We start from the raw sequence: 23,271 nt of genomic DNA, 5'->3' as shown, positions 1-23,271 counted from the left end.
CGTCCGGGTATCCACCCGCCGTGGGCCTGTCAGAATCGGCAGGTGACCACGCAGCCCCGACGCATCGGCGTCGCCATCAACCCGACCGCGTCGTTCGGCTCGACCCGAGCCGTGGGCCCGATGGTGCTCGACGCCCTCGAGCAAGCCGGGCATCGCGCCGTCCGCCTGCAGGAGCGGACCGTCGGACAGCTCCGGAGTGCGGTGCAGACTGCGATCGAGGCTGGGTTGGACGCGCTCGTCGTCGTCGGTGGCGACGGCATGGTGAGTCTGGCCGTCGAGGCGGTACGTGACTCGGGCCTGCCGTTCGGCGTGGTCCCGTCCGGTACGGGCAACGACATCGCCAGGGGCCTCGGGATCCCGTTGGGTGATCCTGCAGCCGCGATCGCGTCCCTGCTCCGTGCGCTCGAGGGTGAGCCGCGGGTGATCGACGCCGGCACGGTGACCGACGGCGAGCGGATGACCTGGTTCGTCGGTGCGGTGTCCGCAGGCTTCGACGCCCTCGTCAACGAACGGGCGAACCGCATGCGACGGCCGCGCGGGCGCAGTCGGTATACGATCGCGATCCTCCGTGAGCTCCTGGCCCTGCGACCCCGCCGGTACGAGCTGACCGTGGACGGGGCGCCGGAGACGGTCGACGCCGTCCTCCTGGCCGTCGCAAACAACACCTCGATCGGTGGTGGCATGCTCATCGCGCCGCAGGCGGACCTCGCCGACGGCCGATTCGACCTGTTCGTCGTCGCTCCCGTGTCCCGGTTCCGGTTCCTCCGGCTGTTCCCCAAGGTCTTCTCGGGTGCCCACACGGATCTCGACATCGTGCGACTGTCGCGGGTCCGTTCGGTCTCGATCGCCGCGGACGGCATCACGGCCTATGCCGACGGGGAGCGCATCGGTCCGCTGCCGGTCACGATCGATGTGGTCCCCGGTGCCCTCCGCGTGCTCGCCTGAGCCTGTCCGGCCGATCGTGACCACCGCGCGACACGCCCGTCGGATGCCGCTGGTGGCCTCGATTTGTACGGCTCGAAATCGTATGGCATACTCATATCCGTTGCTTACGGCCCCATCGTTTAGCGGCCTAGGACACCGCCCTCTCACGGCGGCAGCACGGGTTCAAATCCCGTTGGGGTCACAACACCGAACGAAGCCTCGCTTTCCTGAGTCATCAGGAAGCGGGGCTTCGTTCATTTGGCGGCTCGAGCATGCCCCGGGATGTCCACGCAGGCCCTGCGGGATGCGCGGAAGGCAGGGCCCGCACCGATCTCGCCGAGTGCCGCTGCGTGCTAGCTTGGCCGGGTGACCGTGAAGCAGAAGCGCCGCGCTCCGGCGACAGCCGCAGTCCTGATCCTCGCCGCCTTGCTGACGGGGTGCTCCATCCCGGTGACCGGGGAGCCCGTGGCCGGGGGCGCGGGCCCCGTCGTCGACGTCGCCGGTGGCACCGACGACACGCTGCGCAAGGACTTCGACGCGAGTCCCCAGGAGGTCAACGACTACTGGACCGACGACAAGTTCGGGGGAGCGACGGCACCGGACCTGAAGCCGGGGCAGGACACGCTCACGGGCGACCAGGCCACCGGCGTGGTCGTGCACCCGAGTACCGGTGTCGGTCCCGACGTCGATGTCAAGGCCATCGCCCCGACAGCGGCCGGCGACCCGTACCCGGCGACCGGACTGGCGGCGGCCACGCAGGGACGTCTCTACTTCTCCATCGGCGGCGCCACCTACGTCTGTTCCGCGAGCGTCGTGAACGCACCGACCATGGACCTCGTCCTGACGGCGGGCCACTGCGTCTGGGACACGTACGGCAAACAGCTCGCCGAGAACATCATCTTCATCCCGGCCGACGCGGCCAACGGCCAGACCCAGCCCTACGGGCAGTGGGCCGGGGTCAGCACCTACGTCCCCGACGAGTTCACGAGTGAGGCGACCTCGGACGCCAGCGGTGCGACGAGCGGCAACGGTTGGGCCTACGACTTCGCCTTCATCCGACTCGCCCCGAACGCTGCAGGCCAGAAGATCCAGGAGGTGACCGGCGGTCAGGGCATCTCCTTCGGTACACCACCTGAGGGAATCACCGTGATCGGTTACCCGTCGGCCGCCCCGTTCGACGGACAGTCGCAGCGCTACTGCGCGAGCCAGGCCGCCACCAAGGGCTATGCCGGCTACCGGGTCGACTGCCTCATGACCCCGGGTTGCTCGGGCGGTGGCTGGCTCACCCGGCTGGATCCCGCCACCGGCGCCGGGTACGTCACCTCGGTCACCTCGCGCGGCGACGGTTCCTGGCTCGAGGGCCCCGTCCTCGGACAGCGGGCGCTCACCCTGTACAACGACGCTCTGGCGGAGGGGTCATGACCGCCAGCACGAGCATGACGCGACGCCGTCGGCGGATCGGTGTCCTGGCTCTGGCCGGGAGTGCCGCGCTCGCCTTGAGCGCCTGCACGACGCCCGGATCGGCGTTCCCCGACGCCGCCGCCCAGCAGGGCTACATGCAGGATCTCGCCGAGGCGAGGTTCGAGCTGCTGTCGGCCCAGATCGGCCAGGCGCCGGACGTGATCGGGTCGGCATACGTCCACGCCGTCTCGGGCGACCTCGAGTCGCACGAGAACGACTCGGTGGTCCTCTTCGGCGACCCGACCTCGTCGTTCAGCCAGGACAAGGGCTCGGCTGACGGCGACACCGTCGACATCTACCATCTGCCGGGTGCCGCATACGACCTCCTCCTGCTCGGCGGGGAACTCAAGGAGCTCGCACCGACGGAGTGGGTGGCCGTACAGACCCAGTACGTCGCCGAGGAGGATGCGGAGGGCTCACTCGGACCCGCCTGCGTCTACCCGGGCATCTCCATCGCCTGCGACATCTACACCGCGGTCGAAGCCACGCGGAGCTCGAAGGAAGGCGTCCTCAGCAGTGTCGTCGTCTCGATGCGGAACGACGGCTCCTCGCAGATCTCGACGAGCGCCAGCCTCGAGAGCGTGTTGGCCGTCGGGACGCTCTTCGACCTCCCGGACGACCTCGTCTCGTCGTTCAGTGAGGACGACCTCGCGACCCTCCTGCCGGTGACGATCTTCCAGAACGCCGAGGGCGGCCTCGTGAAGATGGAGTTGAGCGGGACGGTCGAGAGCGAGACCAAGCTGCAACTGCAGGCCGGCTTCGAGGTGTCGGGCACGTCGACGCTCGAAGACCTGCCGACGGAACCATCAGGATTCGACGTGACTGCGATCCCGGCGGCCGATCAGGCCGCGTTCTGGGATCGGATCGAGGAGTTGAGGAAATGACCGACGACCAGAAACCCGAGGACCTCGGAAAGCCCCCGGTCGGCGGCCCCCTGCGCCCCGACCAGCAGCCGCCGGGATTGCCCGACCCGAACGCACCCCGCCTGGAGTTCGGACCGGGAAGCCCGCAGCGTCAGACGCCGCCGCAGAACGGTGCACCCCAGAACGGCGCGCCGCAGGGTCAGAACGGACCGCCGCAGGGCGTCCCGTCGCAGCCGTCCGCGCCTGGTCAGACCGGTGGAGGGCCCCGTCCGCAGGGAGGCGCCCCAGGGCAGCAGCCCAACGGTCCTGCGCCGCAACCGTCCGCCCAGCCCGGAGCGCCGTTCGCCGGCGCACCTGTTGGGCAGCCGTGGGCGCAGCAGCAGCGGCCCTCGAACGCTGGTCCGAACCAGCAGCCGCAGCAGCAGGGGCGGCCAGGCGGTCCGGACGGGTTCCGGCCCCCGACATCGAACGGTCAGCCCGGTCACGCGTCCGGGGGTCCTCAGCAGGGTCGGGCCCCCAGCCAGGCTCCACAGGGACGTCCACTCGGCGCGCCGCAGGGTCAGCCTCAAAGCCAGCCTCAGGGGCCGCAGGGTCAGCCGCCCTACGGTCAGGCACGCCCCACCGGGCCCCAGCCCTTCGGTCCGGGACAGGCGCAGCACCCGAACGGCCCGTTCCAGCCAGGTCCACAGCAGCAGGGATCGCAGTCCGGTCCACAGCAGACCGGTCCGTTCCGTCCCGGCCCCGAGTACGGCGTCGCGGGCCAGCAGCCTGCTGCGAGCCGCAAACCCGCCCGGAAGCCGCTCGGGCGCAAGCTCTGGATCGGCGTGCTCATCGGTGCGGTCGCCGCATCACTCATCGCCGTCCCGCTCACCCTCCTCTCGGTCGGTCGCCTGTTCACGCCGATGCTCGACCGCGGCTCGGTGCAGACCGGTGTGGCCGAGGTGCTCAAGCAGGACTTCGGGCTCGCAGACGTCGAGAAGGTCGAGTGCCCGAGTGATCAGCCGGCCACGACCGGGACACAGTTCGAGTGCACGTTCTCGTACAACGCGAAGAGCTACCCGGTGGCCGTCGAGGTCATCAACGACCAGGGGCAGTATCGGGTCGGGATCGACGCGCCGAAGTAGCACGGTGTCGGCACCGGCGTCCCCTCGAGCGACGACGGTGCCGACGGCTTCGCCACGGACCGGGTGGTACGCTGGGCGAATGTTGTCCGGGCTGCTCCTCCTTCCCAGCCGCGACGAGGCCTAGTTCCAGGCTCCCTCGTCGCGGAGGTCGCTGACGCCTGACCACTCATCGTTTGAAGGAATTCCACGACATGTCGCAGCTGAACGCCGATCCGTCCGTCCCGAGCATTCCCGAGCACCCGCGCACGCTCGCCGAGAAGGTCTGGGACGACCACCTCGTCGTCAAGGGTGAGGACGGCACGCCCGACCTCATCTACATCGACCTGCACCTCGTCCACGAGGTGACGAGCCCGCAGGCCTTCGACGGTCTGCGCCTGGCCGACCGGCCGCTGCGTCGCGTCGACCTCACGATCGCGACCGAGGACCACAACACCCCGACGCTCGCGATCGACAAGCCGATCGCCGACCTCACGAGCCGCACACAGATCGAGACCCTCCGTCGCAACGCCGCGGAGTTCGGGGTGCGGATCCACTCCCTCGGCGACCTCGACCAGGGGATCGTCCACGTCGTCGGGCCGCAGCTCGGCCTCACGATGCCCGGGATCACGGTCGTCTGCGGCGACTCGCACACCTCGACCCACGGCGCCTTCGGGGCCATGGCCTTCGGCATCGGCACCAGCGAGGTCGAGCACGTCATGGCCACGCAGACGCTGCCGTTGAAGCCGTTCAAGACCATGGCGATCACCGTCGAAGGCACGCTGCGGCCGGGCGTGACCGCCAAGGACATCATCCTCGCCGTCATCGCGAAGATCGGCACCGGCGGCGGGCAGGGCTACGTCCTCGAATACCGCGGCTCGGCGATCCGTGCGCTCTCCATGGAGGGCCGCATGACGATCTGCAACATGTCGATCGAGGCCGGGGCCCGGGCCGGCATGGTCGCCCCGGACCAGATCACCTACGACTACCTGCAGGGCCGCCCGCACGCTCCGACCGGAGCCGACTGGGATGAGGCCGTCGCCTACTGGGACACCCTGGCGACCGATGAAGGCGCCGCCTTCGACGCCGAGGTCTTCCTCGACGCCGACACGCTGGAACCCTTCGTCACCTGGGGCACCAACCCGGGCCAGGGCGTCTCGCTCAGCGAGAACGTGCCCGACCCCGCGGCCATCGCCGACCCGAACGAGCGGTCCGCCGCCGAGCGCGCCCTGGAGTACATGGCGCTCGAAGCCGGCACCCCGATGAAGGAGATCCCGGTGGACGCGGTCTTCATGGGCTCCTGCACGAACAGCCGCATCGAAGACCTGCGGGCGTTCGCATCCGTCATCGAGGGCCGCACGAAGGCCGAGGGTGTGCGGGTCATGGTCGTCCCGGGTTCCGCCCGGGTTCGGATCGAGGCTGAGGCCGAGGGGCTCGACAAGATCATCACTGACTTCGGTGCGGAGTGGCGGTTCGCCGGATGCTCCATGTGCCTCGGGATGAACCCCGATCAGCTCGCTCCGGGGGAGCGCTGCGCCTCGACGTCGAACCGCAACTTCGAGGGTCGCCAGGGCAAGGGCGGCCGCACGCACCTCGTCTCGCCGCTCGTCGCCGCGGCGACCGCCATCCGCGGAACACTCTCCAGCCCGGCCGATCTCGAGGTCGAGCCCGGCAGACACGCCGCCACCGAGCAGGAAGGCGTGCACGCCTGATGGACAAGTTCACGACCGTCACCGGCGTCGCCGCTCCGATGCGGCGTTCCAACGTCGACACCGACCAGATCATCCCCGCCGTCTACCTGAAGCGGGTCACGAAGACCGGCTTCGAGGACGCGCTCTTCGCGGGGTGGCGTCAGGACCCCGATTTCGTCCTGAACCAGCCCGTCTACCAGGGTGCCAGCATCCTCGTCGCGGGGCACGACTTCGGCACCGGCTCGTCGCGTGAGCACGCCGTGTGGGCCTTGCGCGACTTCGGGTTCAAGGTCGTCGTGTCGTCCCGCTTCGGCGACATCTTCCGCGGGAACTCCGGGAAGCAGGGTCTCCTCGCCGCCCAGGTCAGCGAGGAGGAGCTCGAGCAGCTCTGGGCTGCGATCGAGGCCGCTCCCGGGTCCGATTCCGTCGTCGACCTCATCGCCCGCACCATCACGGTCGGCGATCTCACGGTTTCGTTCCAGGTCGACGATTACACTCGGTGGCGGCTCATCGAAGGACTCGATGACATCGGGCTGACGCTCCGTAGCGAAGAGCAGATCACCGCGTTCGAGGCCCGGCGGCCGAACTGGCTGCCCCGCACCATTCCCGTCAAGTAGCAAGGCAGTAGGTACCGGTTTGAATTCACTCGTCCAGGCGTCACAGGCGGCAGGCTCGTCGGTCGGACTCGATGTCGACCGCATCACGATCAACGGCGGTATCCCGCTCAGAGGCCGCATCGAGGTCAAGGGTGCCAAGAACCTCGTGACCAAGGCGATGGTCGCGTCGCTGCTCGGCGAGAACGTCAGCGTCCTGCGCAACGTGCCGAACATCAGCGACGTCCGGGTCGTCCGTTCCCTGCTCGAGATCCACGGCGTGGACGTGACGGAGGGCGAGAACCCGAACGAGCTCCGCCTCGACCCGACCAACGTCGAGTCCGCGCACATGGAGGAGATCGACGCACACGCCGGCTTCTCCCGGATCCCGATCCTGTTCTGCGGGCCGCTGCTCCACCGCCTCGGGGCGGCGTTCATCCCCGACCTCGGAGGCTGCCGCATCGGCGACCGCCCCATCGACTTCCACCTCGACGCGCTCCGCAAGTTCGGCGCGGTGGTGGAGAAGCTCCCGCAGGGCATCCGTCTCTCGGCCCCGAACGGTCTGCACGGGACGACGGTGCACCTTCCGTACCCGAGCGTCGGCGCCACGGAGCAGGTCCTGCTCACGGCGGTCCGGGCCAAGGGCACCACGGAGCTCAAGGGTGCGGCGATCGAGCCGGAGATCATGGATCTCATCGCCGTCCTCCAGAAGATGGGCGCGATCATCTCCTACGAGCCCAACCGCGTGATCCTCATCGAGGGCGTGGACAAGCTCGAGGGGTACGACCACACGGCCATCGGCGACCGCAACGAGGCAGCGAGCTGGGCGTCGGCCGCGCTCGCGACCGACGGCGACGTCTTCGTCGACGGCGCGAAGCAGCAGGACATGATGACGTTCCTCAACATCTTCCGCAAGGCCGGTGGCGGGTTCGACATCACCGACGACGGCATCCGGTTCTACCGCAAGGAGGAGCTGAAGCCCGTGGTCATCGAGACCGACGTGCACCCCGGCTTCATGACGGACTGGCAGCAGCCCCTCATCGTCGCGCTGACGCAGGCGACGGGCGAGTCGATCGTCCACGAGACCGTCTACGAGAACCGGTTCGGCTTCACGGACGCGCTCAACACCATGGGCGCGAACATCGTCGTGCACCCCAATGGGCTGTCGGGTACGCCTCGTCGCGTGCCGCGGCGCAACCTCGAGCAGGCCGCCGTGATCAACGGCCCGACGCCGTTGCACGGTGCCGACATCGAGGTCCCCGACCTCCGCGGTGGCTTCAGCCACCTCATCGCGGCGCTCACCGCCGAGGGCAAGTCGACGGTCAGCAACGTCGGCATCATCAGTCGTGGGTACGAGAACTTCATCGTGAAGCTCCAGCAGCTCGGTGCTGACTTCGTCCTCGAAACGAAGTAGTCCGCCGTGGGGGTGGAACGGTCGAGGCCGTCGATCTACTGGTTGCTGTCGTCGATCGCGATCCCGCCGTTCAGTGCTCTCGTCAAGCTCCGCGTCCGGCACGGCGAACGCCTGCCGCAGGAGGGGCCGTTCATCCTGTCGCCCAACCACGACAGCGAGTTCGACCCGCTGATCATGGGCGTGGCCGTCTGGCGGCTCGGGCGACAGCCCCGCTTCATGGCGAAGGGCAGTCTGTTCACGGTCCCGGTGGTCGGGTGGTTGTTGCGGAAGTCCGGACAGATCCCCGTCGAGCGCGAGGGTTCAGCCCGCGGGATGGACCCGGTCAGCGCTGCAGCACACCTGACCGAACGCGGTCAGGGCGTCGTCGTATACCCCGAGGGTTCACTCACCCGCGACCCGGGCCTGTGGCCGATGCGCGGGCGAACCGGCGCGGTCCGGATCGCGCTCACGCACGGCCTGCCGATCATCCCCGCCGCGCACTGGGGCACGCAGGAGGTCATGCCGCGGTACGGCAAACTGCGGGTGTTCCCGTTGCGGAAGCGCGTCGAGGTCGCCATCGGCGAGCCGGTGGACCTCTCGGCCTTCGCCGGGCGGCAGCTAGACTCGAAGACGCTGAACGAGGCGACCGAGGTCGTCATGCAGGCCATCACCGCCCTCTGCGAGGAACTCCGCGGTGCTCAAGCTCCCACGGAGCGTTGGGATCCCTCGAAACACCAGCAGAAGGAGACAGGCCGCTTTGAGTCCTAGGAACGTTCCGCAACCACCGGCCGCCACGAGGGTCGCCGTGCTCGGAGCGGGCAGCTGGGGCACGACGTTCGGCAAGATCCTCGCGGACGGTGGCTCCGACGTGGTCATGTGGGCCAGACGGCCCGAGCTCGCTCGCGAGATCACCGAAGCCAAGCGCAACAGTGACTACCTGCCCGGGATCAACCTGCCGATGCGGATGACGGCGACCGCGAGCATGGTCGACGCCGTGCGCGGTGCCTCGGTCGTGTTCCTGTCCGTCCCGAGCCAGTCCCTGCGCGACAACCTCATCGCGCTCCGCCCGCACCTCGAGGACGGCACCATCGTCGTCTCGCTCATGAAGGGCGTCGAGCGTCGCAGCGGATCCCGGATGAGCGAGGTCATCCGCGAGACCCTCGACATCGACCCGTCACGCATCGCCGTCGCCTCCGGCCCCAACCTCGCGCTCGAGATCGCCCGCGAGCAGCCGACGGCCGCCGTGATCTCCTCGGAGAGCCTCGAGACGGCGCAGACGGTCGCGCTCCTCGCGCGCAACCGGTACTTCCGCAGCTTCGTGAACACCGACGTCATCGGTACCGAGTTCGGTGGTGTGCTCAAGAACCTCATCGCCGTCGCGATCGGCATCGTCGACGGTGTCGGCTACGGCGAGAACACGAAGGCCTCCATCATCACCCGCGGGCTGGTCGAGATGACCGACTTCGCGGTGGCCCACGGCGCGCAGCCGGAGACCCTCTCAGGCCTGGCCGGGCTCGGCGACCTCATCGCGACGTGCCAGTCGCCGCTGTCCCGGAACAACACGGCGGGGCGTCTGCTCGGCCAGGGGTATCAGTTCGACGACGTCGTCAAACAGATGCAGCAGACCGCGGAGGGGCTCGCGTCCGTTGCACCGGTGCTCGAGCTGGCCAAGGCGAAGGGGGTCGCGATGCCCATCGTCGAACAGGTCAAGCAGGTGCTCGACGGCACGCTCGACCCGAAGGACATCGCACCGCACCTCACGACCGACGACGACGAACCCCAGGGGGAGAGAAGCAACGATGACGCACAAGACCGGAGTGGTGGTGCTCTTTGGAGGCCGTTCAAGCGAGCACTCGATCAGCTGCGCAACGGCGGGCGGCGTCCTCGCCGCGATTGACCGCGAACGGTACGACGTCTACCCGGTCGGGATCGCCCACGACGGCTCGTACGTCCTCGAGGTCGACGACCCGAGCCGGTACGCGCTCGACCCCGCGCACTTGCCGGAGGTCGACCCCTCGCGGCCGGCCGTGCGCTGGCCTGAGCGCGTCGGCAGCCGTGAGCTGACCGTGGTCGGGGAGGACGGCGTCCCGTTCACCCTCGGCCCCATCGACATCGTCTTCCCGATCCTCCACGGCCGGTTCGGCGAGGACGGCACCGTGCAGGGCATGCTCGAGCTCGTCGACCTCCCGTACGTCGGCTCCAGCGTCCTCGCGTCCTCCCTCGGCATGGACAAGCACTTCACGAAGACGGTGCTCCAGGCCGCCGGGATCGCCGTCGCGCCCTGGGTGCGGTTCACCGCCCACGAGTGGGCCACGGCACCCGAGGAGGTGCTCGCATCGCTCGGATCGCTCGGGTCACCGGCGTTCGTGAAGCCGGCGCGAGCCGGTTCGAGCGTCGGCGTGTCGAAGGTGTCGACGCCGGACGCGTTCCGTGCAGCGATCGAACTGGCCCTCGCCGAGGACTCGACCGTGCTCGTCGAGACCGGTCTGGTGGGCCGCGAGGTCGAATGTGCGGTCCTCGAGTCCCTCCCCGGCGAGGCACCTCGGGTCTCGGTGGCCGGCGAGGTCGTCGTGACCGGACGCGACTTCTACGATTTCGAGGCGAAGTACCTCGACGCACCCGGTATCGAGCTCGTCTGCCCCGCCGACCTTCGTCCCGAGCAGTTGTCGGAGATGCAGGACCTCTCGCGTCGGGCGTTCGAGGCGTTGGGCTGCGCAGGGCTCGCCCGGGTCGACTTCTTCCTGACCGCGGACGGCTTCGTCGTCAACGAGGTCAACACCATGCCTGGGTTCACCCCGATCTCGATGTTCCCGAGCTGCTGGTTGGCCTCGGGGCTCAGCTACCCCGAGCTCATCACCGAGCTGATCGAGGTCGCGCGCGCCCGCTCCTGAACGGTGTGGCGTCGGGAACCCTCAGCCGTCGGTGGGGATCGGGAGCTCGGCGTCGCCGAGGGCGGTGCACTTCCCGGTGACGGGGAGCACGGACACGGCAGGCGCCAGATCAGCCAGGACGGTGCTGCTGGCGACGGCGTCGCCGTCGAGCACGATCTCGACCGCGGGCGTGCGCCCGAAGGTGGTGAACCGGTAGTTCGGCGCGTCGGCGTCGTCGATGATCCAGTCGACGCCGTTCACCGACTGGCACTGCTGCGTGGTCGGGCCGGGGATCGCGACCCCGCAGTGCAGGAGGACCGTCGCGGGATCGCCCCAGGCGCCGGTGGCCTGGGCGTCGGTCCCTCGCTCGGGCAGTTCGGCGACGACGTCGGGCAGACGCACCGTGACCTCGGCGCACTGCGGGTTGTTCGCATCGGCGGCGGGTTCGAGCGCGACGGCGGGCGCGCAGCCGGCGAGGGCCAGGGTTGCGGCTGCGGCGAGGGCGGTGGCGAGGAGCACACGAATCGGGGACATCGCCCACCAGGCTACCGTTGATCCCATGAACGAGTCTGGGAGCGCCTCCGACGATCACGGAACGGTCGGGCCCTGTGTCGGGGACCTCGCCGAGGGGGAGCTGCTCGAGCGCATCTTCCCTCGCCTGCCGCACGCCGACGCCGAACTCCTCGGGCCGGGTGACGATGCCGCGGTCGTCCTGGCGCCGGACGGTCGGTTCGTCGTCACGACGGACACGATGATCCATGGGCCGGACTTCCGGCTGGCGTGGTCGAGCGCCCACGACCTGGGGTGGAAGGCTGCGGCCAGCAACCTGGCAGATGTCGCGGCGATGGGGGCGCGTCCGACGGCACTCGTCGTCGCACTCGCCATGCCCAAGCACCTGCCGGTCGCCGTGCTCGACGGGTTCGCAGACGGACTGCGCGACGCCTGTGCCGAGCTCGCGCCCGGCTGCGGTGTCGTCGGCGGCGATCTGGCCGTGTCCGACGTCTTCATGATCGCGGTGACGGCGTTCGGCGACCTGGAGGGTCGTGCCCCCGTTCGACGTGACGGAGCGCGACCCGGCGACGTGGTCGCGGTCGCGGGGGAGTTGGGTTCGGCTGCGGCAGGCCTGCGACTCCTCTTCTCACGTGGGGTCGACGCCGACGGCGTGCCGTCGGTCGACGCAGCGGCCGGCCTGCGACGCGATCACCGGGTCGAGGTGGAGGCACAACTCGCACCACGGCCACCGATCGCCGCCGGTGTCGTCGCCGCCGTCGCCGGTGCCACGGCGATGCTCGACCTGTCGGACGGGCTCGCGCTCGACGCCGGTCGCCTCGCGCGGGCGAGTGGGGTCGCGATCGACCTTCGGGCTGAGGACCTGGGTGCCGACGTGGCGCTCGCCCTCGCCGGCGGCGAGGACCACTCCCTCCTGGCGACGTTCCCGTCCGCCACCACGATCCCCGCAGGCTTCCGGGCCATCGGCGCGGCCCGGACCGGTGCCGGGGTCCTCGTCGACGGTGTGGCCTACGACGGTCGCGCCGGCTGGGACCCCTACCGCGACTGGGACGACGCGTCCGGTTGAGCGGTGTGGCCGGCCGCCGTGGCGCGAAGACCCGCGGAGACGCGGTGACGGTGACGCGGTGGCTCAGACCGGCGTGATCCACCAGACGACGGTCTCGCCGTAGGTGCTCTTCCGCAAGACCTCGAGCGCTGGGGGAAGGGTCGGTTCGGGCGAGCGGGAGCTCCGCTCGACGAGCACGAGCCCGTCGTCGGTGACCAGACCGACGAGCGCGGCGAGGTTGGCCGTGAGCTCCGCCTCGGGGAGGTCGTACGGGGGATCGATGAAGACGAGGTCGGACGGGACCGTCGCCCCGGACAGATAGGCGCCGACCGACTTGGCATGCACCGTGATGCGTGGTGCCGCAGCGCGAGGTGCTGCCGAGGTCACGATCCTCGCGTTGTCCCGACACAGCTTCGCGGCCTCAGACCCGCGGTCGACGAGGGTGACCACGGCGGCACCCCGGCTGGCGCATTCGAGCCCCAGCGACCCCGACCCTGCGTACAGGTCGAGCACTTCGGCTCCGGCGAGCACGTCGCGGGCCTCCAGCGCGGAGAAGAGCGCCTCGCGGACGCGATCGCTCGTCGGTCGTGTCCCGCTGCCCGGGACCCGGATCGTGCGTGATCCGGCGAAACCCGAGATGATCCTGATGCCGGCCATGGTCCCATCCTCGCAGGCTGCGCGAAGCCGGGCGAACCGCGGTGTCCGAGGTCCGGAATAGAATCGACGGCATGACGGGGATCGAGCTGGGCACGAAGCTCGGCGGTGTCCTCGGCGGCCGAACCGCGACGGCACTCCAGAAGGCGTTCGGCGTCGAGACCGTCGGCGACCTCCTCGAGCACTACCCGCGTCGCTACGCGAAGCGCGGCGAGCTGACGGTCATCGGCCTGCTGCCGCTCGGCGAGGACGTGACGATCGTCGCCGACGTCCTCGAGGTCCGCGACCGCCAGATGAAGCAACGCAAGGGTTCCATCCTCGAGGTCGTCATCTCCGACGGTCAGGGTCGGCTCAACCTGACCTTCTTCAACCAGCCCTGGCGCGCGAACGAACTCCGGCCGGGACTCCGCGGCATCTTCGCAGGCAAGGTCGGCGACTACCGCGGCAGTTATCAGCTCGCCCACCCGCAGTACCAGATCTTCCCCGACGACGCTGAAGCCCCGGCGCTCGCCGACGCCCAGGCGAAGGCGTGGTCGGAGGCCCCCATCCCGATCTACCCGGCGACGAGCACGATCACGAGCTGGAACCTCAGACAATCCGTCGAGCTGGTTCTGGACGCCCTGCCGCCGCAGGAGGACCCCGTCCCGCGGTCGGTCCGGGCGGCGAGGGGTGAGCTCTCCTTCGACGCCGCCATCCGTGCCGTCCACCGCCCGACGGTCGATCGTGACTGGCAGCGCGGTCGCCGCAGCCTGCGGTACCAGGAGGCGTACCTCCTCCAGACGGCCCTGCTCCAGCAGCGCGCCGCCACCCGTGCGCTGGCGGCCGAACCCCGCGTGCCGAAAGCCGGCGGCTACCTCGAGCGCCTCGATGCCGCGCTCCCGTTCGAGCTGACCGGCGACCAGCAAACGGTCGGCACGGAGATCGCGGCCGATCTCGCGCAGCCCAATCCGATGAACCGGCTCGTCCAGGGCGAGGTCGGCTCGGGCAAGACGCTCGTCGCCCTCCGGGCCATGGCGGCCGTCGCCGACAGCGGGGGACAGTCGGTGCTGCTGGCGCCCACCGAGGTCCTCGCGGCGCAGCACCTGCGGTCGATCGTCCGTTCGCTCGGCCCCGACCTCTCGGCCGAACTCATGCCGACGCTGCTCACCGGCCAGCTGCCGACGTCCGATCGCAAACGGGCGCTGCTGCGGATCGTCGCCGGCCAGGCCCGGATCGTGATCGGGACGCACGCTTTGCTGGGTGACGCCGTGACCTTCGCCGATCTGGGGATGGTCGTCGTCGACGAACAGCACCGCTTCGGCGTGGAGCAGCGCGACCAGCTCCGCCAGAAGGGACGCACACCGCCGCACGTCCTCGTGCTGACCGCGACGCCGATCCCACGGACCGTGGCCATGACCGTCTTCGGCGACCTCGACGTCAGCATCATCAAGGAGCTGCCACGCGGGCGGCAGGGGATCGAGAGCTTCGTGGTCGCCCTGGCCGATCACCCGCGGTGGATCTCCCGCGTCTGGGAGCGCCTCGCCGAGGAACTCGCGCAGGGGCGGCAGGGGTTCGTGGTGTGCCCGGCGATCGACGCCAAGGAGGTCGAGCCCGGTGAGGAACTCGAGGAGGACGCCGACCCGGCGCGCCCGATCGCATCCGTGCTCACCACGGTGGAGCAGCTGCGTACCCACCCGCTGCTCGCGTCGCGACGCATCGACGTCCTCCACGGCCGGATGAGCGCGGAGGAGAAGGACCGGACGATGCGGGCCTTCGCCGCCGGTGAGATCGACGTGCTCGTGGCGACGACGGTCATCGAGGTGGGCGTCGACGTCCCCAACGCCTCGACGATGGTCGTGCTCGACGCGGAGCGCTTCGGGGTGTCGCAGCTCCATCAGCTCCGCGGACGCGTCGGTCGAGGCGGCGTCCCGGGGCTGTGTCTGCTCGTCACCGCGGCGGAGGCGGAGAGCACCGCACGCGAGCGCGTCGACGCGGTGGCCGCGACGCTCGACGGCTTCGACCTCGCGCAGGTCGACCTCGAGCTGCGGCGCGAGGGCGACGTCCTCGGCAGCATGCAGTCGGGCGGGCGGTCCTCGCTCAAGCTGCTCCGGGTCGTGCACGACAGCGAGGTCATCATCGAGGCGCGGGCGGATGCCGCCGAGCTCCTCGACACCGATCCCGACCTCGCCGACCACCCGGTGCTGGCCGAAGCGCTCCGCCGACGCCTCGACGAATCCGACCGCGCCGCGCTCGCCAAGAACTGAGCACCGATAGGCTGGCGACATGAAGCGGATCGCCGTCGTCCCCGGATCGTTCGACCCAGTCACCCTCGGTCACCTGGATGTCATCGAGCGGGCGGCGCGCATCTTCGACGAACTGCACGTGCTGGTCGTGCACAACCCCGACAAGTCCGCGCTGCTGCCGATGCCGCAGCGGGTGTCCTTGCTCGAGCGCTCCATCGCCGACGGCGGATTGCCCGACAACATCGTCGTCGCGCAGTGGAACGTCGGCCTGCTCGTCGACTACTGCACGGACGTCGGCGCGAGCGTGCTCGTGAAGGGCATCCGCTCGCAGGTCGACGTCGCGTACGAGACGCCCATGGCCATCATGAACCGCAGCCTCGCCGGCGTGGAGACGGTCTTCCTCCTGCCTGATCCCGCGCACGCGCACGTCTCCAGTTCACTCGTCCGGCAGGTGGCCGCGCTCGGTGGCGATGTCAGCCCGTACGTCCCGCAGGTGGTGGCGACCTTCCTCCAAGAGGGCTAGGGCGTCCTCCCGGTCGGGTTCGGCGTAGAATCGTCGATCGTGACTAGGAAGAGAACGAACAATTCGCCGTTCAGCGTCAATGTGCGCGATCTGGTGAACCGTCCCGGGGAGATGCGCGAGCACGACCTCGAGGTGGTGCTCGCCGAGCGCTGGGGCGAGGGTCTGGTCGCCGTCCAGGAGGGCACGACGCTCTCCGAGCAGGTGCGTCTCGAGTCCGTGCACGAGGGGATCCTCGTGACCGTCGACGTCGACGCACTGGCGACCGGCGAGTGCGGACGCTGCCTCCGCGACATCGAACTGCCTGTCGAAGTCGAGATTCAGGAACTTTTCGCGTATCCTAATTCGGAAGCGTCTGACTTCGAGGTTCACGACGACCACGTGGATCTTGAACCTCTGGTCAGAGATGCGGTAGTTCTCGCATTACCGTTTCAGCCGGTGTGCCAGCCGGATTGCCCCGGACTCGACCCCGAGACCGGTGAGCGGCTGGCCGAACGTCCGGAACGACACCCTCACGACGTCGCAGATCCTCGCTGGTCTGCGCTCGCGGGCTTGTCCTCAGACTCCGTACTTGACACAGACGCCAGTAGCGCCCAGCGCGCCGCTGCAGACACAGAAGAGAGATAGATCATGGCTGGAAACCCCCCGAAGCGGAAGGTCTCGCGCTCGAACACCCGCTCGCGTCGCTCGCAGTGGAAGGCCGCCGTGCCGACGCTCGTGAAGACGGTGGAGAACGGCCGCGTCACGTACAGCCTGCCGCACCGCGCCAAGGTCGTCGAGGACTCGCAGGGCACCGCCCTGTACCTCGAGTACAAGGGCCGCAAGGTCGCAGACGTCTGATCCGCGCGTTGAACGTCCGCGTTCGAACAGCGTGAACACGAATCATTCCGACCACACCGGAATCGGCTCCGTATCGGAGACCGATCCCGGTGTGGTCGTTTTCGCACGGCAACTGGGTGTCGACGTCTCGTACGAGCTGCTCGACCTGGCGCTGACGCACCGCTCGTACGCGTACGAGCACGGTGGACTCCCGCACAACGAGCGCCTCGAGTTCCTCGGCGACTCGATCCTCGGGCAGGCCGTCACCGTCATGCTCTACCGCGACTTCCCGCACCTCGACGAAGGGCAGCTGGCGAAGCGTCGGGCGAGCCTCGTCTCGACGATCGCGCTCGCCGAGGTCGCGCGTTCGATCGGTCTGGGCGAGCGGATCAAGCTCGGCAAGGGCGAGGACCAGACCGGAGGCCGCGACAAGGCGTCCATCCTGGCCGACACGATGGAGGCCGTCATCGGCGCGACGTACCTGTCGGCCGGACCCGACGCCGCGACGGCACTCGTCCTGCGCCTGGTGAACCCCCTCCTCGAGAACCCTGAGCGCTTCGGCGCGGCGATGGACCCGAAGACGAGCCTCCAGGAGGCCGCCGCGGCCATCGGTGCGCCGGCGCCCGTCTACGAGATCGCCAGCTCCGGCCCCGATCACAACCGACGGTTCGTCGCGACGGTCACCGTGGGCACCGCGGTCACGGCGACGGGCTCCGGCACGAGCAAGAAGCACGCCGAGATGGCGGCGGCCCTGGAAGCCTGGTCGAGGATCAGTGCCGGAACTCCCTGAGGTCGAGGTCGTCCGCGCCGGCTTGGAGCCCGCCGTCAGCGGCGCGACGATCGCCGGCGTCGAGGTCTTCGACGAACGCTCCCTGCGCCGCCACGCGAGTGGTGTCGCGGACTTCACCGCACGGCTGACGGGACGGACCATCCGATCTGCCGTCCGACGCGGGAAGTTCCTCTGGTTCCCCCTCGACGACGATGAGGCGATCGTCGGTCACCTGGGCATGAGCGGGCAGATGCTGCTCCGGTCACCTGGCGATGACGCCGACCGACTTCTGCGCATCCGCTTGCAGTTGGAGCATCCCGAGCACGGCGAGCTCTGGCTGCATTTCGTGGACCAGCGGATCTTCGGCTCCATGGCGGTGACCGCGCTCGTCCCGACGACGGACGGAGCCGCAGGCGGACTCGGAGACGAGGTCGCGATGGTGCCCGACCAGGTCGCGCACATCGCCCGCGACCCGATGGACCCGGCCTTCGACGACGCCGTCTTCCTCCGACGACTGCGCGAGAAGCGCACCGGCGTGAAGCGGGCGCTCCTCGATCAGACCCTGGTCAGCGGGATCGGCAACATCTACGCGGACGAGTCGCTCTGGGCGGCGCGCATCCACCCCGAGCAGGAGACCGCCCGTCTCGGGCTCGGGCGCGCCGGCCGGCTGCTCGAGGAGGTCCGTGCCGTGCTCGCCAAGGCCCTGGCCGAGGGCGGGACGAGCTTCGACGCCCAGTACGTGAACGTCAACGGTCAGGCGGGGTACTTCGCCCACAGCCTGAACGCCTACGGCAGGCAGGGCAAACTGTGCGCGCGCTGCGGCACGCTCATCGTCCGCGAGCAGTTCATGAACCGGGGCTCGCACCGCTGTCCCGTGTGCCAGCGCCGCACCTGACGATCAGTCGCTGCGGGGGAGTCGGCGCTGCCACTCTCCGGAGTAGCCGACGATGCGGAAACCGAGTCGGTCGTTGATCGCGAGCATGTGCTCGTTCTCGTCGGCGTTCCACGTGTAGATCCGGGACCGCTCGGGTGCCTGATCGGCGAGTGCGAGGAGGTTCGCCGCCTTCATCCAGAGTCCGAGGCCGTGTCCGCGGTGGTCGGCGAGCACGAGCGTGTCCCACTGCTCCGCGTGTTCCTTGCCCTCGCCGAGGACGAGCTCGCTGTACCCGGCGACCGCGCCGCTGTCGCGGTGGACGGCGGCGACGACGATCGCGTGGTCGCCGGACGCCGCCAGCTGTGCCTCGCGGGCGCGGACCCGCTCGGGCGTCCAGACCTCGGGGTCGAGTTCCAGATCGGCGGCCGGGATGTCCGTCGCCATGTGTTCGCGGGCCGTGGCGAGTGATCCGAGCAGCTCGTCGGGGGTGCGGTCCACCCAGTGCACGAGGCGGTACTCGTGTCCGGCTCGGGCGGTCGACGTCGCGACGATGTCCGGCAGCTCCCCGAGCGTCGTGGCGAGGTCGCAGCGGTTGGTCCGCTCGACCTGCGCGAGGGCGTATCCACGATCGAGCATGAACCGGCTGGCCGCGGCGTTCGCGGGGATCGCCCGATCGCCGACGCTCGCACCGAGGAGCGGTTCGCCGGCCGGGATGTCGTCGACGGCGTGCTGGGTGAAGGCGGTCACCGTCGGGCGACCGGCCGCGAGGGCCCGTCGCTCCAGCTCCGACAGGAGCGCTGTGCCGATCCCTTGACGACGCGCGTCGGGGAGGACGCCGACGTCCAGGGAGGCCGTCGCCGCGTCGGCTTCGGTGCCGTACCCGAGCCAGCCACGACCGACCACACGGCCGTCGAGGACGGCGGCGAGCAGGACGCGTCGCTGGAACCGCTGGTCGCGGTACTCGGGCAGGGTCATTGCGGAGGTCAGGGCGAAGTCGTCGGTGGACCAGATCTCCGCTTCGAGCGTGTTCGCGACCTCCTGGACCGCTTCGAACACGGCTGAGCTCCCGGACGCCGGGATCTCGACCTCGTCGATCGTGACGCGCATCGTCGACTCCCTCCCACGCCAGGCCGTCCTGGGTGATGCGGTCCATGCTACGACCGCCCCGGCGGGCCGGCACAGCGTGGTGTCCCTCGTCCGTCCGCGGATTCGCTACCGTAGTGCACAGCATCCGCGACGCGGGAGAGGAGGTGCGCGTGTACCTGAAGAGCCTGACGCTCAAAGGGTTCAAGTCCTTCGCGCACCCCACCACCTTCGCGTTCGAGCAGGGCGTCACCTGCGTCGTGGGTCCCAACGGTTCCGGCAAGTCGAACGTCGTCGACGCGCTCGCCTGGGTGATGGGCGAGCAGGGGGCGAAGACCCTCCGCGGCGGCAAGATGGAGGACGTCATCTTCGCCGGCACGTCGACCAGGGGCCCGCTCGGTCGAGCCGAGGTCACGCTCACCATCGACAACAGCGACGGCGCACTGCCCATCGAGTACACCGAGGTGACGATCAGCCGCACCCTGTTCCGCAACGGCGGGAGCGAGTACGCCATCAACGGCGACACGTGCCGGTTGCTCGACGTCCAGGAGCTCCTGAGCGACTCCGGGCTGGGCCGCGAGATGCACGTCATCGTCGGGCAAGGACAGCTCGACGCGGTGCTGCGGGCGACGCCCGAGGAGCGCCGCGGCTTCATCGAGGAGGCGGCTGGCATCCTGAAGCACCGCCGACGCAAGGAGAAGACGCTCCGGAAGCTCGAGGCGATGCAGACCAACCTCACGCGGTTGAGCGACCTCGCCGGGGAGATCCGCCGGCAGCTGAAGCCGCTCGGTCGTCAGGCGGAGATCGCCCGGGAGGCGCAGACGATCGCCGCGGTCGTCCGCGACGCCCGCGCTCGGATCCTCGCGGACGACGTCGTGAGCCTCCGGCGTTCCCTCGACGAGCACAACCGGTCGGAGAGCGAGCGCCACAGCGAGCGCCTCGTCCTCCAGGAGCAGCTGGAACAGGCGGAACTGCGGATCAACCGGATCGAGCAGGCACAACTCGGCGACGCGGTCGACGACGCCCGCCGGATCACCTTCGAGCTCGAGAGCGTGCAGGAGCGCCTCCGGAACCTGTACACGCTCGCCAACCAGCGGCTGGCGCTCCTCGGTTCTTCGACGGACACGACGGCCGCCGAACCGCGGATCACGAAGCAGATGGTCGCCGACGCGACCGCGGAGATCGACGGACTGCGGGTGGCGGTCGCCGACGCGGAGCGCGCGTTGCAGGAGGCGCAGGCGGACACCCGCGCGAAGCGTGCCGCACTCGACGCGGTGGACGTCGAGATCGCAGCGCAGAGCGCGCTCGTGTCACGACACGACCTGGAGCTTTCCAAGCTCGCTGGAGCCGTCGACGCCGCCGGGTCCAAACTCGCCGCGGTCCGTGGCGAGGCGTTGCGCCAGCAGAACGCGATCGACGCCGCTGCCCTCCGTCTGGACGCGGCACGGCTGGAGTACGAGGCGCTCGAGGACGACCCGACCCTGGCGGACGCCGCCGACTCCGGACTCGACGACGCCTACGAGGCGGCCCAACGCGGCGCGGCGGAGGCCGAAGGGGAGATCGAGGGCCTGCGCGAGCAGCTCCACACCCTCGAACGTGAACGCGATTCGCTCGGTGCCAAGACCAGTGCACTCTCGCGCGCCCTCGACCTCAAGACCGGCTCGGCCGAACTCGCATCGAGCGGTCTCGACGGGATCGACGGGATCGTCGCGGACCGGGTGCAGGTCCGACCCGGCCACGAGTCGGCTGTGGCCGCAGCGCTCGGCACGCTCGCGGAGGCCGCCGTCGCCGTCGACCGGCACGCTGCCCGGCGGGCGCTCGATCACGCGGCCGATCAGGATCTCGGCCGGGTCGAGATCGTCATCGCCGACGGTGCGCGAGACGTCCCGGACGCGCCCGCCGGGTTCACCTCGGCTGCCGAGCTGGTGGAGGCCCCTCCTGGCGTGCTGGGGATCCTCGCCTCGGTCCTCGTCGTCGACTCGCTCGACGACGCGATCGCGGCGTACGACCGACTCGGCTCGTCACTCAGCGCGTTCACCCTCGTGACCCGTGACGGCGCGGTCGTCACGGACAGCATCGTCCGCGGGGGGAGCGGCGGAGCGCAGAGCCGCATCGAACTGCTGGCCGAACGCGATGCGGCAGCCGATCGACACGGCGAGGTCGAGTCGCTCATCGAACGGGCGCGCTTCGCACTGGCCGAGCAGCGCACGATCCTGCAGGAGGCGAAGCAGACTGCGCAGGCTGCGCTCAGCGCCCTCCGCGAGTTCGACGCCACCCGTGCCTCACAGGCCGAGCGCGTGAACCGGGTCACGGTCCGATACGAATCCGCGGAGGCCGAACACGACCGCCTGCTCGCCGCTGCCGGGACGGCGGAGGCGGCCGTCGCCGACGCCGCTGCCGCCGTGGAGCGGGCCAATCTGGACCACGACACCGCTCGCGCGCGTCCACGACCGCTCCTCGACGTGTCGGCACGCGACGGGCTCTCCGCCGAACTTGACGCGGCGCGCGAGGCCGAAGTGCAGCACCGCCTCCTCCTCGAGACCGCGCGCGAACGCGTGCGGGCGGAGGAGCTCGCGGTCGCGAACCTCGAGCGGCAGCGGCAGGCCGACCAGGCGGCAGCTGAGGAAGCGGCTCGGCGTGCCGTCATCCGTGCGCGCCAGGCCGCGGCCGCCACCGCCGTGACGGAGGCACTCCCGCCCGTCCTCGACTCGGTCGACCGGTCGGTCACCGAGGCCCGCGTCGCGCTCGCGGCAGCCGAGGCGACGCGGTCCAGCCGGAACGCCGAGCTCGTGCGACTGCGCGGCGAGGAGCACACGCTCCGGCAGCGGCTGCAGGTCGTCACCGAGAGCGTCCACGGCCTCGAACTCCAGATCTACGAGAAGAAGCTCCACTTGTCCGGGCTGCTCGAGCGCGCCGGGTCGGAGCTGGGGCTCGTCGAGGACGTGCTCGTCGCGGAGTACGGGCCCGATGTTCCGGTTCCCGTCGACCCTCCGACACCCCGCGCGACCGCCCGCTCGGCCTTGCGACCGGCGGACGACACCGGTCCGGAGGGCTCGCCCGAGACGACGACGCCCGACTCGGACGAGGCACCCGAGGCACCTGCCGACGGTTCCGTGACGCCGGACGTCGAGCCGGTAGAGGAACCTGCCGAGGAGTCGGACGACGTGCCGACGACGCCCTACGTCCGCGCCGAGCAGCAGAAGCGCCTCGCCGCGGCGGAGCGCACCTACGCTCAACTCGGCCGGGTCAACCCGCTCGCGCTCGAGGAGTTCGCGGCACTCGAACAGCGCCACCGCTTCCTCACCGAACAGCTCGCCGACCTCACCAGCACCCGCGCCGACCTGCTGTCGATCATCGAGGACATCGACGGGAAGATGGAGGTCATCTTCGCCTCGGCGTTCGCCGACACCGAAGCCGCCTTCACCGAGGTGTTCCCGATCCTGTTCCCGGGCGGCACCGGCAGCATCTCGCTCACCGACCCCGAACACATGCTCACCACGGGCATCGAGGTGTCGGTCAAACCCGCCGGCAAGAAGATCGAGCGCCTGTCGCTCCTGTCGGGCGGGGAGCGCTCGCTCGCCGCGGTCGCCCTGCTCATCGCCATCTTCAAAGCCCGACCGAGCCCGTTCTACATCATGGACGAGGTGGAGGCGGCCCTCGACGACGCGAACCTCGGGCGGCTCCTCACCATCTTCGAGGACCTCCGTCAGACGAGCCAGCTCATCGTCATCACGCACCAGAAGCGCACCATGGAGATCGCCGACGCCCTCTACGGCGTCTCGATGCGCCAGGACGGGGTGTCGGCCGTCGTCGGTCAGCGCGTGGCAGCAGAACGCGCGAGCTGATCCGGTCTCGTCCCCACGCGACGGGACCGCGTCGC

Annotated in this window: 21 protein-coding genes and 1 tRNA gene; 19 read left to right on the top strand and 3 right to left on the bottom strand. The window is 69.8% G+C overall.

Annotated features, from left to right (window positions below):
• The first annotated feature begins 42 nt into the window (after positions 1-42).
• The 11 genes from ACQ3HE_RS03555 to ACQ3HE_RS03505 all read left to right on the top strand — a co-directional run bounded on the left by ACQ3HE_RS03555 (position 43) and on the right by ACQ3HE_RS03505 (position 10,916).
• Complete coding sequence (locus tag ACQ3HE_RS03555) at positions 43-945, top strand: diacylglycerol/lipid kinase family protein (protein WP_159878359.1); 903 nt, start codon at positions 43-45, stop codon at positions 943-945.
• Positions 946-1,053: 108 nt separating this feature from the next.
• Positions 1,054-1,126: transfer RNA gene (locus tag ACQ3HE_RS03550), tRNA-Glu, on the top strand.
• 164 nt (positions 1,127-1,290) lie between these two features.
• Complete coding sequence (locus tag ACQ3HE_RS03545) at positions 1,291-2,346, top strand: trypsin-like serine peptidase (protein WP_085510604.1); 1,056 nt, start codon at positions 1,291-1,293, stop codon at positions 2,344-2,346.
• Entirely contained in the window at positions 2,343-3,269 is a 927-nt protein-coding gene (locus tag ACQ3HE_RS03540; protein ID WP_079705632.1) for a hypothetical protein, read from the top strand. The genes ACQ3HE_RS03545 and ACQ3HE_RS03540 overlap by 4 nt, the downstream gene beginning before the upstream one ends.
• Positions 3,266-4,372, top strand: a complete 1,107-nt coding sequence (locus ACQ3HE_RS03535) for a DUF4333 domain-containing protein (RefSeq protein ID WP_430891342.1) — start codon at positions 3,266-3,268, stop codon at positions 4,370-4,372. Before ACQ3HE_RS03540 ends, ACQ3HE_RS03535 begins: the two co-directional genes overlap by 4 nt.
• 191 nt (positions 4,373-4,563) lie before the next feature.
• Positions 4,564-6,060, top strand: coding sequence for a 3-isopropylmalate dehydratase large subunit (leuC, locus tag ACQ3HE_RS03530; protein ID WP_079705635.1), 1,497 nt, complete (start codon positions 4,564-4,566; stop codon positions 6,058-6,060).
• Complete coding sequence (gene leuD / locus ACQ3HE_RS03525; RefSeq protein WP_274499730.1) at positions 6,060-6,656, top strand: 3-isopropylmalate dehydratase small subunit; 597 nt, start codon at positions 6,060-6,062, stop codon at positions 6,654-6,656. Before leuC ends, leuD begins: the two co-directional genes overlap by 1 nt.
• A gap of 19 nt (positions 6,657-6,675) precedes the next feature.
• On the top strand, positions 6,676-8,046 hold the full coding sequence (gene murA, locus ACQ3HE_RS03520; protein WP_430891341.1) for a UDP-N-acetylglucosamine 1-carboxyvinyltransferase: 1,371 nt from the start codon (positions 6,676-6,678) through the stop codon (positions 8,044-8,046).
• A 6-nt stretch (positions 8,047-8,052) separates the two neighbouring features.
• Complete coding sequence (locus tag ACQ3HE_RS03515; RefSeq protein ID WP_086473580.1) at positions 8,053-8,793, top strand: lysophospholipid acyltransferase family protein; 741 nt, start codon at positions 8,053-8,055, stop codon at positions 8,791-8,793.
• A 37-nt stretch (positions 8,794-8,830) separates the two neighbouring features.
• Positions 8,831-9,922 (top strand): NAD(P)H-dependent glycerol-3-phosphate dehydrogenase, encoded by a 1,092-nt coding sequence (locus ACQ3HE_RS03510; protein ID WP_229938610.1) that lies wholly within the window; start codon positions 8,831-8,833, stop codon positions 9,920-9,922.
• The gene (locus ACQ3HE_RS03505) at positions 9,825-10,916 is read left to right on the top strand and encodes a D-alanine--D-alanine ligase family protein (protein WP_430891340.1); all 1,092 of its coding nucleotides are present in this window, start codon (positions 9,825-9,827) and stop codon (positions 10,914-10,916) included. The genes ACQ3HE_RS03510 and ACQ3HE_RS03505 overlap by 98 nt, the downstream gene beginning before the upstream one ends.
• Before the next feature lie 21 nt (positions 10,917-10,937).
• Here the strand turns inward: ACQ3HE_RS03505 and ACQ3HE_RS03500 are convergent, their stop codons facing one another.
• Positions 10,938-11,429, bottom strand: a complete 492-nt coding sequence (locus ACQ3HE_RS03500; RefSeq protein WP_086473578.1) for a DUF3515 family protein — start codon at positions 11,427-11,429, stop codon at positions 10,938-10,940.
• Between the two features lie 25 nt (positions 11,430-11,454).
• Here ACQ3HE_RS03500 and thiL point away from each other — a divergent pair, with 25 nt between their 5' ends.
• The gene (thiL, locus tag ACQ3HE_RS03495) at positions 11,455-12,471 is read left to right on the top strand and encodes a thiamine-phosphate kinase (protein ID WP_430891339.1); all 1,017 of its coding nucleotides are present in this window, start codon (positions 11,455-11,457) and stop codon (positions 12,469-12,471) included.
• A gap of 63 nt (positions 12,472-12,534) precedes the next feature.
• Here thiL and ACQ3HE_RS03490 read toward each other — a convergent pair whose 3' ends face one another.
• Positions 12,535-13,107 (bottom strand): RsmD family RNA methyltransferase, encoded by a 573-nt coding sequence (locus tag ACQ3HE_RS03490; protein ID WP_137241887.1) that lies wholly within the window; start codon positions 13,105-13,107, stop codon positions 12,535-12,537.
• Between the two features lie 71 nt (positions 13,108-13,178).
• Between ACQ3HE_RS03490 and ACQ3HE_RS03485 the strand changes: the two genes are divergently transcribed.
• From ACQ3HE_RS03485 to mutM, 6 genes are all read left to right on the top strand, one after another.
• Positions 13,179-15,347, top strand: coding sequence for an ATP-dependent DNA helicase RecG (locus ACQ3HE_RS03485; RefSeq protein ID WP_079705642.1), 2,169 nt, complete (start codon positions 13,179-13,181; stop codon positions 15,345-15,347).
• 19 nt (positions 15,348-15,366) lie between these two features.
• Positions 15,367-15,849, top strand: a complete 483-nt coding sequence (coaD, locus tag ACQ3HE_RS03480; RefSeq protein WP_064296302.1) for a pantetheine-phosphate adenylyltransferase — start codon at positions 15,367-15,369, stop codon at positions 15,847-15,849.
• Positions 15,850-15,960: 111 nt separating this feature from the next.
• Positions 15,961-16,473, top strand: a complete 513-nt coding sequence (locus ACQ3HE_RS03475) for a YceD family protein (protein WP_079706272.1) — start codon at positions 15,961-15,963, stop codon at positions 16,471-16,473.
• 3 nt (positions 16,474-16,476) lie between these two features.
• Positions 16,477-16,686, top strand: coding sequence for a 50S ribosomal protein L32 (gene rpmF / locus ACQ3HE_RS03470; protein ID WP_056006932.1), 210 nt, complete (start codon positions 16,477-16,479; stop codon positions 16,684-16,686).
• A gap of 91 nt (positions 16,687-16,777) precedes the next feature.
• The gene (gene rnc / locus ACQ3HE_RS03465; RefSeq protein WP_086473824.1) at positions 16,778-17,455 is read left to right on the top strand and encodes a ribonuclease III; all 678 of its coding nucleotides are present in this window, start codon (positions 16,778-16,780) and stop codon (positions 17,453-17,455) included.
• Positions 17,439-18,329 carry a bifunctional DNA-formamidopyrimidine glycosylase/DNA-(apurinic or apyrimidinic site) lyase gene (gene mutM / locus ACQ3HE_RS03460; protein ID WP_430891338.1) on the top strand — a complete coding sequence of 297 codons (891 nt, stop codon included), beginning with the start codon at positions 17,439-17,441 and terminating at the stop codon, positions 18,327-18,329. Before rnc ends, mutM begins: the two co-directional genes overlap by 17 nt.
• A gap of 3 nt (positions 18,330-18,332) precedes the next feature.
• Here mutM and ACQ3HE_RS03455 read toward each other — a convergent pair whose 3' ends face one another.
• Positions 18,333-19,415, bottom strand: a complete 1,083-nt coding sequence (locus ACQ3HE_RS03455) for a GNAT family N-acetyltransferase (protein WP_430891337.1) — start codon at positions 19,413-19,415, stop codon at positions 18,333-18,335.
• A gap of 149 nt (positions 19,416-19,564) precedes the next feature.
• Here ACQ3HE_RS03455 and ACQ3HE_RS03450 point away from each other — a divergent pair, with 149 nt between their 5' ends.
• Complete coding sequence (locus ACQ3HE_RS03450; protein ID WP_430891336.1) at positions 19,565-23,236, top strand: AAA family ATPase; 3,672 nt, start codon at positions 19,565-19,567, stop codon at positions 23,234-23,236.
• Positions 23,237-23,271 lie beyond the last annotated feature (35 nt).

This window comes from Plantibacter auratus (genome assembly GCF_050587365.1).
GTDB classification, from domain to species: domain Bacteria; phylum Actinomycetota; class Actinomycetes; order Actinomycetales; family Microbacteriaceae; genus Plantibacter; species Plantibacter auratus.
Note: the sequence above shows the minus strand (reverse complement) of the source record. Positions and strands in the feature narration are given on the sequence as shown.

Coding starts and splice junctions, on each gene's coding strand:
- ACQ3HE_RS03535 (WP_430891342.1), top strand. CDS start 3,266: ATGACCGACGACCAGAAACCCGAGGACCTCGGAAAGCCCCCGGTCGGC.
- ACQ3HE_RS03490 (WP_137241887.1), bottom strand. CDS start 13,107: ATGGCCGGCATCAGGATCATCTCGGGTTTCGCCGGATCACGCACGATC.
- coaD (WP_064296302.1), top strand. CDS start 15,367: ATGAAGCGGATCGCCGTCGTCCCCGGATCGTTCGACCCAGTCACCCTC.
- rpmF (WP_056006932.1), top strand. CDS start 16,477: ATGGCTGGAAACCCCCCGAAGCGGAAGGTCTCGCGCTCGAACACCCGC.
- ACQ3HE_RS03500 (WP_086473578.1), bottom strand. CDS start 11,429: ATGTCCCCGATTCGTGTGCTCCTCGCCACCGCCCTCGCCGCAGCCGCA.
- ACQ3HE_RS03455 (WP_430891337.1), bottom strand. CDS start 19,415: ATGCGCGTCACGATCGACGAGGTCGAGATCCCGGCGTCCGGGAGCTCA.
- ACQ3HE_RS03485 (WP_079705642.1), top strand. CDS start 13,179: ATGACGGGGATCGAGCTGGGCACGAAGCTCGGCGGTGTCCTCGGCGGC.
- ACQ3HE_RS03505 (WP_430891340.1), top strand. CDS start 9,825: ATGACGCACAAGACCGGAGTGGTGGTGCTCTTTGGAGGCCGTTCAAGC.
- thiL (WP_430891339.1), top strand. CDS start 11,455: ATGAACGAGTCTGGGAGCGCCTCCGACGATCACGGAACGGTCGGGCCC.
- ACQ3HE_RS03475 (WP_079706272.1), top strand. CDS start 15,961: ATGCGCGAGCACGACCTCGAGGTGGTGCTCGCCGAGCGCTGGGGCGAG.
- leuC (WP_079705635.1), top strand. CDS start 4,564: ATGTCGCAGCTGAACGCCGATCCGTCCGTCCCGAGCATTCCCGAGCAC.
- ACQ3HE_RS03540 (WP_079705632.1), top strand. CDS start 2,343: ATGACCGCCAGCACGAGCATGACGCGACGCCGTCGGCGGATCGGTGTC.
- leuD (WP_274499730.1), top strand. CDS start 6,060: ATGGACAAGTTCACGACCGTCACCGGCGTCGCCGCTCCGATGCGGCGT.